General features: G+C 52.1%; 18 protein-coding genes. All 18 read left to right on the top strand.

All coding sequences use genetic code 11. The features are described from left to right. Nucleotide 1: 1 nt before the first annotated feature. The 18 genes from rpsQ (at nucleotide 2) to rplQ (ending at nucleotide 8,952) form a co-directional block, all read left to right on the top strand. Nucleotides 2-262, top strand: a complete 261-nt coding sequence (gene rpsQ, locus G364_RS0114455; RefSeq protein ID WP_019935859.1) for a 30S ribosomal protein S17 — start codon at nucleotides 2-4, stop codon at nucleotides 260-262. Between the two features lie 160 nt (nucleotides 263-422). Beyond that, complete coding sequence (gene rplN, locus G364_RS0114460; RefSeq protein ID WP_019935860.1) at nucleotides 423-791, top strand: 50S ribosomal protein L14; 369 nt, start codon at nucleotides 423-425, stop codon at nucleotides 789-791. Between the two features lie 11 nt (nucleotides 792-802). Continuing rightward, the gene (gene rplX, locus G364_RS0114465; RefSeq protein ID WP_019935861.1) at nucleotides 803-1,120 is read left to right on the top strand and encodes a 50S ribosomal protein L24; all 318 of its coding nucleotides are present in this window, start codon (nucleotides 803-805) and stop codon (nucleotides 1,118-1,120) included. A 13-nt stretch (nucleotides 1,121-1,133) separates the two neighbouring features. Continuing rightward, nucleotides 1,134-1,673 (top strand): 50S ribosomal protein L5, encoded by a 540-nt coding sequence (rplE, locus tag G364_RS0114470; protein ID WP_019935862.1) that lies wholly within the window; start codon nucleotides 1,134-1,136, stop codon nucleotides 1,671-1,673. Between the two features lie 11 nt (nucleotides 1,674-1,684). After that, complete coding sequence (gene rpsN, locus G364_RS0114475; protein ID WP_026344927.1) at nucleotides 1,685-1,990, top strand: 30S ribosomal protein S14; 306 nt, start codon at nucleotides 1,685-1,687, stop codon at nucleotides 1,988-1,990. Between the two features lie 22 nt (nucleotides 1,991-2,012). Next, nucleotides 2,013-2,405 (top strand): 30S ribosomal protein S8, encoded by a 393-nt coding sequence (gene rpsH, locus G364_RS0114480; protein ID WP_019935864.1) that lies wholly within the window; start codon nucleotides 2,013-2,015, stop codon nucleotides 2,403-2,405. A gap of 11 nt (nucleotides 2,406-2,416) precedes the next feature. Then, nucleotides 2,417-2,950: a 50S ribosomal protein L6 gene (gene rplF / locus G364_RS0114485; protein WP_019935865.1), complete on the top strand. Its 534-nt coding sequence runs from the start codon at nucleotides 2,417-2,419 to the stop codon at nucleotides 2,948-2,950. A gap of 9 nt (nucleotides 2,951-2,959) precedes the next feature. Continuing rightward, nucleotides 2,960-3,313, top strand: coding sequence for a 50S ribosomal protein L18 (rplR, locus tag G364_RS0114490; protein WP_019935866.1), 354 nt, complete (start codon nucleotides 2,960-2,962; stop codon nucleotides 3,311-3,313). 13 nt (nucleotides 3,314-3,326) lie between these two features. Continuing rightward, nucleotides 3,327-3,827, top strand: coding sequence for a 30S ribosomal protein S5 (gene rpsE / locus G364_RS0114495; protein WP_019935867.1), 501 nt, complete (start codon nucleotides 3,327-3,329; stop codon nucleotides 3,825-3,827). A gap of 6 nt (nucleotides 3,828-3,833) precedes the next feature. Beyond that, a complete protein-coding gene (gene rpmD / locus G364_RS17100; RefSeq protein ID WP_083928725.1) occupies nucleotides 3,834-4,016 on the top strand; it encodes a 50S ribosomal protein L30 in 183 nt (60 codons plus the stop codon). A 4-nt stretch (nucleotides 4,017-4,020) separates the two neighbouring features. Then, the gene (gene rplO, locus G364_RS0114500) at nucleotides 4,021-4,455 is read left to right on the top strand and encodes a 50S ribosomal protein L15 (protein ID WP_014290665.1); all 435 of its coding nucleotides are present in this window, start codon (nucleotides 4,021-4,023) and stop codon (nucleotides 4,453-4,455) included. Between the two features lie 8 nt (nucleotides 4,456-4,463). Beyond that, on the top strand, nucleotides 4,464-5,795 hold the full coding sequence (gene secY / locus G364_RS0114505) for a preprotein translocase subunit SecY (protein ID WP_019935868.1): 1,332 nt from the start codon (nucleotides 4,464-4,466) through the stop codon (nucleotides 5,793-5,795). 26 nt (nucleotides 5,796-5,821) lie between these two features. Next, nucleotides 5,822-5,938, top strand: a complete 117-nt coding sequence (gene rpmJ, locus G364_RS0114510) for a 50S ribosomal protein L36 (RefSeq protein WP_014290663.1) — start codon at nucleotides 5,822-5,824, stop codon at nucleotides 5,936-5,938. Nucleotides 5,939-6,086: 148 nt separating this feature from the next. Further along, complete coding sequence (rpsM, locus tag G364_RS0114515) at nucleotides 6,087-6,443, top strand: 30S ribosomal protein S13 (protein ID WP_019935869.1); 357 nt, start codon at nucleotides 6,087-6,089, stop codon at nucleotides 6,441-6,443. Between the two features lie 14 nt (nucleotides 6,444-6,457). Next, nucleotides 6,458-6,850 carry a 30S ribosomal protein S11 gene (rpsK, locus tag G364_RS0114520; protein WP_019935870.1) on the top strand — a complete coding sequence of 131 codons (393 nt, stop codon included), beginning with the start codon at nucleotides 6,458-6,460 and terminating at the stop codon, nucleotides 6,848-6,850. A gap of 30 nt (nucleotides 6,851-6,880) precedes the next feature. Continuing rightward, on the top strand, nucleotides 6,881-7,501 hold the full coding sequence (gene rpsD, locus G364_RS0114525) for a 30S ribosomal protein S4 (protein ID WP_019935871.1): 621 nt from the start codon (nucleotides 6,881-6,883) through the stop codon (nucleotides 7,499-7,501). 24 nt (nucleotides 7,502-7,525) lie between these two features. Then, entirely contained in the window at nucleotides 7,526-8,515 is a 990-nt protein-coding gene (locus G364_RS0114530) for a DNA-directed RNA polymerase subunit alpha (protein ID WP_019935872.1), read from the top strand. A 44-nt stretch (nucleotides 8,516-8,559) separates the two neighbouring features. Further along, nucleotides 8,560-8,952 (top strand): 50S ribosomal protein L17, encoded by a 393-nt coding sequence (gene rplQ, locus G364_RS0114535; RefSeq protein ID WP_019935873.1) that lies wholly within the window; start codon nucleotides 8,560-8,562, stop codon nucleotides 8,950-8,952. The last annotated feature ends 765 nt before the right edge of the window (nucleotides 8,953-9,717 follow it).

Here is a 9,717-nt window from a genome sequence, read left to right on the forward strand (position 1 = left end):
GATGAGCGAACAAACCATTCGTACTCTGCAGGGCCGTGTAGTAAGCGACAAGATGGACAAGTCCATCACTGTGGCTATCAACCGCTTCGTGAAACACCCGATCTACGGTAAGTACATCAAGCGCACTACCAAGCTGCACGTTCATGATGAGAACAACGAGTGCAAGGCCGGCGACGTCGTGACCATTCGCGAATGCCGTCCTCTGTCCAAGACCAAGTCTTGGACCCTGGTAAAAATCATTGAGCGTCCGGTTAAAGCCTAACGTTCTCTGATATACTACTCAGGTCAAACGGCCCCTTGATGGGCCGTTTGTTTTTTACGCTACCCTTTCGCATTTGGCGGTGCTATAATGCCGCGCCTTCTTTGGCAGCCAACATGCCCTGAAAGGGGTTTTAACGTAGTAAATTTAGCGGAGCACTAACATGATCCAAATGCAAAGTATGCTGGACGTGGCCGACAACTCCGGCGCGCGCAGCGTAATGTGTATTAAGGTCCTGGGTGGCTCGCACCGTCGCTATGCCGGTATCGGCGACATCATCAAAATTACTGTTAAGGAAGCAATTCCGCGCGGTAAGGTTAAAAAAGGTGATGTAATGAACGCGGTGGTCGTACGCACCCGTAAAGGCGTTCGTCGTCCGGACGGCTCTGTCATCCGTTTCGACCGTAATGCGGCAGTGATTCTTAACAACAATCACCAGCCGATCGGTACTCGTATTTTTGGCCCGGTGACTCGTGAACTTCGTAATGAGAAGTTTATGAAGATTGTTTCACTGGCACCTGAAGTACTGTAAGGAGTCAAACGATGGCAGCTAAAATCCGTCGCGATGACGAAGTCATCATTCTTACCGGCAAGGACAAGGGCAAGCGTGGCACTGTCACCAAAGTCCTGACCGCGGAAGGTAAGGTAATCGTCTCTGGTATTAACATGGTCAAGAAGCACCAGAAGCCCGTACCCCAACTGGGTCAGGCTGGCGGTATCATCGACCTGGAAGCACCGATTGACGTTTCTAACGTAGCGCTGTTCAACTCTGCCTCTGGCAAGGCTGACCGCGTAGGTTTCCGGATTGAAGACGGCAAAAAAGTCCGTTTCTTCAAATCCACCGGCGAACTTGTGAAGTAATTGGAGTAATACGATGGCGAAACTGCATGATTACTACAACGAAACTGTAGTAAAAGAACTGATGAGCCAGTTCGGGTACAAGTCTATCATGCAAGTCCCTCGGATTGAGAAAATCACCCTGAACATGGGTGTGGGTGAAGCACTGGCTGATAAAAAGATCCTGGACAATGCTGCTGCCGATCTGGCTGCCATTTCCGGTCAAAAGCCGCTGGTCACCAAAGCTCGTAAATCCGTTGCTGGCTTCAAAATCCGTGAAGGCTACCCCATTGGTTGTAAAGTAACTCTGCGCGGCGAGCGTATGTGGGAGTTCCTGGAGCGTCTGATTTGTATCTCTATCCCCCGGATCCGTGACTTCCGTGGCCTGAACCCTAAGTCGTTCGATGGTCGTGGTAACTACTCCATGGGTGTGCGTGAGCAAATCATTTTCCCTGAAATCGATTATGACAAAGTAGATCGTGTACGTGGTCTGGATATCACCATCACTACTTCTGCTCAGTCAAACGAAGAAGGTCGTGCTCTGCTGGCTGCCTTTGACTTCCCATTCCGTAAGTAAGGTGTAGGGTTATGGCAAAACAATCAATGAAAGCTCGCGAAGTCAAGCGCGAAAAGCTGGCTGACAAATACGCAGCCAAGCGTCGTGAATTGAAAGCAATCATTTCCGACGTGAAGACTTCTGATGAAGACCGTTGGGACGCAGTGCTCAAGCTGCAGCAACTGCCCCGTGACGCAAGCCCGTCTCGTCAGCGTAACCGCTGCAACATCACCGGTCGTCCGCATGGTTTCCTGCGGAAATTCGGCCTGAGCCGCATCAAGGTGCGTGAGCTCATGATGAAGGGTGAAATTCCGGGCCTGAAGAAGGCTTCTTGGTAAGCGAACACGGGAGTAATACACAATGAGCATGCAAGATCCGATCGCGGATATGCTGACCCGCATCCGCAACGGTCAGGCAGCCAACAAAGTTGCTGTCTCCATGCCTTCCTCCAAAGTAAAAGTGGCGATTGCCCAGGTACTGAAAGAAGAAGGTTATATCACTGACTACGCCGTTGCCGGTGACACCAAGGCCGAACTGGAAGTTACTTTGAAGTACTTCGAGGGTAATCCTGTGGTAGAACTGCTGCAGCGCGTAAGCCGCCCCGGTCTGCGCATCTATAAGAAGCGCGACGAGCTGCCGAAAGTAATGGCCGGCATGGGTGTGGCCATCGTTTCCACGTCTAAAGGTGTGATGACCGACCGTGCCGCGCGTAAAGCCGGTATGGGTGGTGAGATCATCTGCTACGTTGCTTAAGGGGAGTAGATATGTCTCGCATAGCTAAGGCACCTATCGACATTCCTGCCGGCGTAGAAGTGACGTTGAACGGTCAGGAAATCACCATCAAGGGTAGCCAGGGTACGCTGAGCCGTACTGTTAATGCTGCCGTTGAAATCAGCCAGAACGACAACCAGTTGACGTTCGCCCCCCGTGAAAACGTGGATGGCGCCAATGCCCAGGCCGGTACTGCCCGCTCCCTGGTCAACAACATGGTTATCGGTGTTACCCAAGGCTTCGAACGCAAGCTGCAGCTGGTTGGTGTGGGTTATCGTGCCCAGATGAAAGGCAATGCAATTGCACTGTCTCTGGGTTTCTCTCATCCGGTTGAGCATGCGCTGCCTGAAGGCGTATCCGCTGAATGTCCTTCCCAGACCGAGATCGTTCTCAAGTCTGCCGACAAACAGCTGATTGGTCAGGTTGCTGCCAACATCCGTGCGTACCGCAAGCCAGAGCCTTACAAAGGCAAGGGTGTTCGCTATTTCGGCGAGCAGGTTCGCAGCAAAGAGGCTAAGAAGAAGTAAGGTAACACTATGGACAAAAAAGCAGCTCGTATCCGCCGTGCTACTAAAGCACGCAAAAAGATGCTGGAACTGGGTGCTACTCGCCTGGTGGTTCACCGTACTCCGCGCCACATCTATGCCCAGGTTATTTCATCAGACAGCACCGCTGTTCTGGCTTCAGCGTCTACCGTTGAAAAGTCTGTTCGTGAACAGGTGAAATCTACCGGTAACATCGATGCCGCCGCGCTGATCGGTAAAATCATCGCTGAGCGTGCGCTCGAGAAAGGTGTTAAAGAGGTCGCTTTTGACCGTTCCGGTTTCCAATATCACGGTCGTGTAGCCGCTCTGGCTGCAGCTGCCCGTGAAGCTGGTCTTCAGTTCTAAGGTGGAGTCGAAAATGGCAAAAATCGAAGCTCAAGCCGGTGAACTGCAAGAGAAGCTCATTGCAGTAAACCGTGTATCAAAAGTTGTAAAAGGTGGTCGTATCTTCTCCTTCACCGCACTGACTGTGGTAGGTGATGGTAACGGTCGCGTTGGTTTTGGTTACGGCAAGGCCCGTGAAGTACCCGCCGCCATTCAAAAGGCGATGGAACAGGCTCGTCGCAACATGCGTACCGTTGGTCTGAACAATGGCACCCTGTTTCACCCGGTCAAGGGTCGTCACTCCGGTTCCAACGTGTTCATGCAGCCCGCTTCCGAGGGTACCGGTATCATCGCCGGTGGTGCCATGCGCGCCGTTCTGGAAGTAGCTGGTGTGCACAACGTACTGGCCAAGACCTACGGTTCCACCAACCCGAACAACGTTGTTCGCGCTACCATCGACGCTCTGGCTCATATGAAGTCGCCTGAGCAAGTCGCTGCCAAGCGTGGTCTGCGCGTTGACGAAATTCTGGGGTAATGCGCCATGACTAACAAGACTGTAAAAGTTACTCAGACTCGTAGCTCCATCGGCCGTCTGCCTAAGCACAAGGCAACACTGCGTGGTCTCGGTCTGCGTCGCATTGGTCACACCGTCGAGCTGGAAGATACAGCTTGTGTACGCGGTATGATCAACCAGGTTTACTACATGGTTAAGGTAGAGGAGTAATCGCATGCGTTTGAATACTCTGTCTCCTGCCGCCGGCTCCAAGCCTTCCGCCAAGCGCGTAGGCCGTGGTATCGGTTCCGGTCTGGGCAAGACCGGTGGCCGCGGCCACAAGGGTCAAAAGTCCCGTTCCGGTGGTAAGGTTCGCAATGGTTTTGAAGGCGGTCAGATGCCGCTGAAACAGCGTCTGCCGAAGTTTGGTTTTACTTCGCGCAAGTCTCTGGTCAGTGCTGAAGTTCGCTTGAGTGAACTGGCGAAAGTTGAAGGCGACGTGGTGGATCTGAACACCCTGAAGCAGGCTGGCGTTCTGACCAAGAACATCCAGTTCGCCAAGGTTGTACTGTCCGGTACCATTGACCGTCAAGTGACTGTGGTTGGTCTCGGTGTCACCAAAGGTGCCCGTGCTGCCATTGAAGCCGCCGGCGGTAAAATCGAGGAATAATAAGTACTATGGCCAAGAAACCAGGATTAGAAGCTAAAAACGCACAGGGCGGGCTGAGTGAACTGAAAAGCCGTCTGCTTTTCGTTCTGATCGCGATTGTCGTGTTCCGCACCGGCTCCTATGTGCCTATTCCTGGTATTGACGCCGCCGTACTTGCCGACTTGTTCCAGCAACAACAGGGCACCATCATTGAAATGTTTAACATGTTCAGTGGTGGCGCTCTGGAACGAGCGTCCATACTGGCGCTGGGGATAATGCCGTATATTTCTGCGTCCATTATCATTCAGCTGCTGACTGTGGTTCACCCTCCCTTGGCCGAGCTCAAGAAGGAAGGTGAAGCGGGTCGCCGCAAAATCAGTCAGTATACCCGTTATGGTACGCTGGTTCTGGGCACCATTCAGGCCATTGGTATTGCCACCGGTCTGCCGAACATGATGCCTGGCCTGGTGATTAATCCGGGTCTTGCATTCTACTTTACGGCAGTGGTGAGCCTGGTTACCGGTACCATGTTTTTGATGTGGTTGGGTGAGCAGATTACCGAAAGAGGCATTGGTAATGGTATCTCGTTGATTATTTTCACGGGTATTGTTGCCGGCCTGCCTTCGGCCATCGGTGCCACGGCAGAGCAGGCGCGTCAGGGGGAATTGCACATTCTGTTGCTGTTGCTACTGGCCGTAATCGTGTTTGCTGTGACCTACTTCGTGGTATTTGTTGAGCGTGGTCAGCGCCGCATTGTGGTGAACTATGCCAAGCGTCAACAAGGCCGCCAGGTATTCGCAGCACAGAGTACACACCTGCCCCTGAAAGTGAACATGGCGGGGGTTATTCCAGCGATTTTCGCATCCAGCATTATTCTTTTCCCGGGTACTGTGGCCTCATGGTTCGGTCAGGGTGAAGGTATGGTGGCCAATGTGTTGCAGGAGATCTCTCTCACACTGCAGCCCGGTCAGCCGCTGTATGTAATGTTGTATGCCGCTGCCATTATCTTCTTTTGTTTCTTCTATACCGCGCTGGTGTTCAATCCGCGCGAGACGGCAGATAACCTGAAGAAGAGTGGTGCTTTTATTCCGGGTATTCGCCCGGGTGAGCAGACAGCGCGCTATATAGATAAGATAATGACTCGCCTGACCCTGGTTGGTGCGCTGTACATTACCTTTATCTGTCTGGTTCCACAGTTTCTTATGACAGCCTGGAACGTCCAGTTCTACTTTGGTGGTACCTCGCTGTTAATTATTGTGGTCGTCATCATGGATTTCATGGCTCAGGTGCAAACCCACATGATGTCTCATCAGTATGGCGATGTCCTGAGAAAAGCGAACCTGAAAGGCTACAACCGCTAAGGTTCGGTTATTTACGGAGTTAAGCAATGAAAGTCCGTGCTTCCGTTAAGGCTATTTGCCGTAACTGCAAGATCATCAAGCGTCACGGTGTGATTCGCGTGATCTGCACCTCTGACCCCAAGCACAAGCAGCGTCAGGGTTAAAGGCTAAAAAAGTTACGATTTAGCTTGAAAATTGAAGGCAGGCTGGCTAAAGTAGCCAGCCACCTTCGTTAGGTGAAAAGTTCAGCCATTACGTATCCTCGACGGGCTTTGTAATGGCTTTTTATTCGTTAATATGTAGGAGTGCATAGTGGCCCGTATCGCTGGCATTAACATTCCTGACCATAAACATGCCGTCATTGCTTTGACCGCTATTTATGGCGTCGGTCGTACCCGCTCCAAGGCTATTTGTGCCGCAGCCGGTATCGCTGAGAATGTGAAAATTAAAGAATTGGATGAAGCTCAGGTAGAATCTCTGCGTGAGCAAGTGGCCAAGTTTACCGTTGAAGGTGACCTGCGCCGCGAGATCTCCATGAACATCAAGCGTCTGATGGACCTGGGTTGTTACCGTGGCCTGCGTCATCGTCGCAGCCTCCCTGTTCGCGGTCAGCGCACCAAGACCAATGCTCGTACGCGCAAAGGTCCTCGTAAACCGATCAAGAAATAACGGGAAGGTAGATCATGGCTAAAACTCCGGCTCGTAGCGCACGTAAGCGCGTTAAAAAGCAGGTGAGCGACGGTATCGCCCACGTACATGCTTCTTTCAACAACACCATCGTAACCATCACCGACCGTCAGGGTAATGCTCTGTCTTGGGCAACTGCCGGTGGTTCAGGTTTCCGTGGTTCCCGCAAATCCACCCCGTTCGCTGCTCAGGTAGCTGCCGAGCGCGCTGGTGACGTTGCCAAGGAATACGGTGTCAAGAACCTGGAAGTAATGGTTAAAGGTCCGGGTCCGGGCCGCGAGTCATCCATCCGTGCGTTGAATGCTGCGGGTTTCCGCATCACCAACATCACCGATGTGACTCCCATCCCGCACAACGGTTGTCGTCCTCCCAAGAAGCGCCGCGTATAACGTTTCTTGTAGGATAGTTGGAGAAAGAACATGGCAAGATATCTGGGTCCCAAGCTCAAACTGAGCCGTCGCGAGGGCACTGACCTCTTCCTGAAGTCAGGTGTTCGCGCGATCGATTCAAAATGTAAAATTGATACCGCACCCGGTCAGCACGGCGCTCGTAAGCCCCGTCTGTCTGACTACGGTGTACAGCTGCGTGAAAAGCAAAAAGTTCGTCGTATCTACGGCGTGCTGGAAAAGCAATTCCGCAACTACTACAAAGAAGCTGCGCGCCTGAAAGGCAACACTGGTGAGAACCTGCTGCAGCTGCTGGAAGGTCGTCTGGACAACGTTGTATACCGCATGGGCTTTGGTGCTACCCGCGCCGAGTCTCGCCAGCTGGTGAGCCACAAGGCCATCCTGGTAAACGGTCAGGTTGTTAACATTCCTTCCTTCCAAGTTTCTCCCGAAGACGTAGTCAGCGTTCGCGAGAAGGCCAAGAAGCAAGCCCGGATCAAAGCTTCCCTGGAGCTGTCCGGTCAACGTGAAAAGCCGACTTGGGTAGAAATTGACGCTACTAACATGCAAGGCACCTACAAGCGCCTGCCTGAGCGTAGCGACCTGTCTGCCGAAATTAATGAACAGCTGATCGTCGAGCTTTACTCCAAGTAAAGCCAGCTTCTAAGAGAGGACACAATGCAGGGTTCTGTAACAGATTTTCTTAAGCCGCGTCTGGTTGATATTGAACAAATCACCCAGACTCATGCCAAAGTGACTCTCGAGCCGCTGGAGCGTGGCTTTGGTCATACACTGGGTAATGCGCTGCGTCGTATTCTGCTTTCTTCCATGCCCGGCTGTGCCATCACCGAAGTTGAACTCGACGGTGTTTTGCACGAGTACAGCAGCAAGGAAGGTATCCAGGAAGATATTCTGGAAATCCTGCTCAACCTCAAAGAGGTTGCCATCAAGCTGGAAGGCAAGGACGAGGTTACCCTGTCACTGACCAAAACTGGTGCAGGTCCCGTAACTGCAGGCGACATCACTCATGGTGATGACGTCGAGATCGTTAACCCAGAGCACGTCATCTGTCATCTGACTGGGGACGACGCCGAGATCAGCATGCGTCTGAAAGTGCAGCGCGGCCGGGGCTATGTACCTGCCTCTGCCCGCGCTCACACCGAAGATGACGAGCGTCCGATTGGTCGCCTGTTGCTGGACGCGGCTTACAGCCCCGTGGTTCGTATCGCCTATAATGTAGAGGCGGCCCGTGTTGAACAGCGTACCGATCTGGATAAGCTGGTTATCGACATGGAGACCAACGGCACCCTGGATCCTGAAGAGGCCATTCGCCGTGCAGCCACCATCATGGCTGAGCAGCTGGAAGCCTTTGTGGATCTGCGTGATGTCAGCGAGCCGGAAGAGAAAGAAGACAAACCTGAGTTCGATCCTATCCTGCTGCGTCCTGTCGACGATCTGGAACTGACAGTTCGTTCTGCGAACTGTCTGAAGGCAGAAGCGATCCATTACATTGGTGATCTGGTACAGCGTACCGAGGTGGAGCTGCTGAAGACTCCCAACCTGGGTAAAAAATCTCTTACCGAGATTAAAGACGTGTTGGCGTCTCGTGGTTTGTCTCTGGGCATGCGCCTGGAGAACTGGCCGCCTGCCAGCATTGCTGATGAATAAACCGGATCACAGGTTTTACCGATTTAGTTAGGAAGGATTAGGTCATGCGCCATCGTAAGAGTGGTCGTCAACTGAACCGGAACAGCAGCCACCGTCAGGCGATGTTCCGCAACATGGCCAGCTCCTTGGTTCGTCATGAAGTTATCAAGACGACTCTGCCCAAGGCAAAAGAGCTGCGTCGTGTGGTTGAACCTCTGATCACACTGGCCAAGAGCGACAGCGTTGCTAACCGTCGCCTGGCATTTGCCCGTACTCGCGACAGCGAAGTAGTTGGCAAACTGTTCAACGAACTGGGACCTCGCTACCAGGAGCGTCCGGGTGGTTACACCCGCATCCTGAAGTGTGGTTTCCGCGCTGGTGACAACGCCCCTATGGCTTATATTGAGCTGGTAGGTCGCGACATCGAAGCGCAAGAAGCAGCTGCTTCTGAAGAGTAAAAACAAAAGCCGGGTTCGCCCGGCTTTTTCTTTATTAGTCCATTTTCATTATCTTTCGTTAACCTTCCCCGCATTATCGTCATTCTGACTTCACTACTTTCTTTTTTCTGAAAGCCGGCTTCGTTTCGTACCTGTATTAGCAGGATGCTCTTTTCTGTGCTTTATTCTCTCATGCTGAGCAGCAGAACCTTTTCTGCTCCCTGTGTTAATCGTGCCCATTTGCCCATTTGCCCATTTGCCCATTTGCCCATTTGCCCATTTGCCCATTTGCCCAGTTATAGTCCTGTCGCAGGGGAGGTGGGTGTTCGGTGTGTGCAATAAATATGCGTAGTGACGAGCCAATGCCTCCCAATTTGTGCATAACTCTGTGGCTAACATGTGGTTTTGCTGGGTTAATAAGCGTTCGGTGCTGAAACCCCGTTTTTTGTCAAAAAAGCCCTTGCGCAGAAATCGCGGCTCCCTATAATGCGCATCCACTGACACGGGGCAACACGCCAACGGTCACAAGGGTTGAAAGACAACAAAATAAAGTTTGATTCAACGCTTGACGAACACCAAGAGTTGCGTAGAATACGCAGCCCTGACCAGCGAAAGCGGTCAACGCTCTTTAACAATTTATCAAGCAAACTGTGTGGGCACTCGCAGTCGATTGAGAAACAAAAAATATTGTTTTTCAATGATTTGTGAAGTGCACTAGCAATAGCAGCAATTCAGATATTCATTGAGCATCAAATCTTTAATTGAAGAGTTTGATCATGGCTCAGA

It is taken from the genome of Oceanimonas smirnovii ATCC BAA-899, from assembly GCF_000381965.1.
Lineage (GTDB): Bacteria > Pseudomonadota > Gammaproteobacteria > Enterobacterales > Aeromonadaceae > Oceanimonas > Oceanimonas smirnovii.

Excerpts from the sequence above, each read along its gene's own strand:
- rpsQ (WP_019935859.1), top strand. The coding sequence starts at position 2 with ATGAGCGAACAAACCATTCGTACTCTGCAGGGCCGTGTAGTAAGCGAC.
- rplN (WP_019935860.1), top strand. The coding sequence starts at position 423 with ATGATCCAAATGCAAAGTATGCTGGACGTGGCCGACAACTCCGGCGCG.
- rplX (WP_019935861.1), top strand. The coding sequence starts at position 803 with ATGGCAGCTAAAATCCGTCGCGATGACGAAGTCATCATTCTTACCGGC.
- rplE (WP_019935862.1), top strand. The coding sequence starts at position 1,134 with ATGGCGAAACTGCATGATTACTACAACGAAACTGTAGTAAAAGAACTG.
- rpsN (WP_026344927.1), top strand. The coding sequence starts at position 1,685 with ATGGCAAAACAATCAATGAAAGCTCGCGAAGTCAAGCGCGAAAAGCTG.
- rpsH (WP_019935864.1), top strand. The coding sequence starts at position 2,013 with ATGAGCATGCAAGATCCGATCGCGGATATGCTGACCCGCATCCGCAAC.
- rplF (WP_019935865.1), top strand. The coding sequence starts at position 2,417 with ATGTCTCGCATAGCTAAGGCACCTATCGACATTCCTGCCGGCGTAGAA.
- rplR (WP_019935866.1), top strand. The coding sequence starts at position 2,960 with ATGGACAAAAAAGCAGCTCGTATCCGCCGTGCTACTAAAGCACGCAAA.
- rpsE (WP_019935867.1), top strand. The coding sequence starts at position 3,327 with ATGGCAAAAATCGAAGCTCAAGCCGGTGAACTGCAAGAGAAGCTCATT.
- rpmD (WP_083928725.1), top strand. The coding sequence starts at position 3,834 with ATGACTAACAAGACTGTAAAAGTTACTCAGACTCGTAGCTCCATCGGC.
- rplO (WP_014290665.1), top strand. The coding sequence starts at position 4,021 with ATGCGTTTGAATACTCTGTCTCCTGCCGCCGGCTCCAAGCCTTCCGCC.
- secY (WP_019935868.1), top strand. The coding sequence starts at position 4,464 with ATGGCCAAGAAACCAGGATTAGAAGCTAAAAACGCACAGGGCGGGCTG.
- rpmJ (WP_014290663.1), top strand. The coding sequence starts at position 5,822 with ATGAAAGTCCGTGCTTCCGTTAAGGCTATTTGCCGTAACTGCAAGATC.
- rpsK (WP_019935870.1), top strand. The coding sequence starts at position 6,458 with ATGGCTAAAACTCCGGCTCGTAGCGCACGTAAGCGCGTTAAAAAGCAG.
- rpsD (WP_019935871.1), top strand. The coding sequence starts at position 6,881 with ATGGCAAGATATCTGGGTCCCAAGCTCAAACTGAGCCGTCGCGAGGGC.
- G364_RS0114530 (WP_019935872.1), top strand. The coding sequence starts at position 7,526 with ATGCAGGGTTCTGTAACAGATTTTCTTAAGCCGCGTCTGGTTGATATT.
- rplQ (WP_019935873.1), top strand. The coding sequence starts at position 8,560 with ATGCGCCATCGTAAGAGTGGTCGTCAACTGAACCGGAACAGCAGCCAC.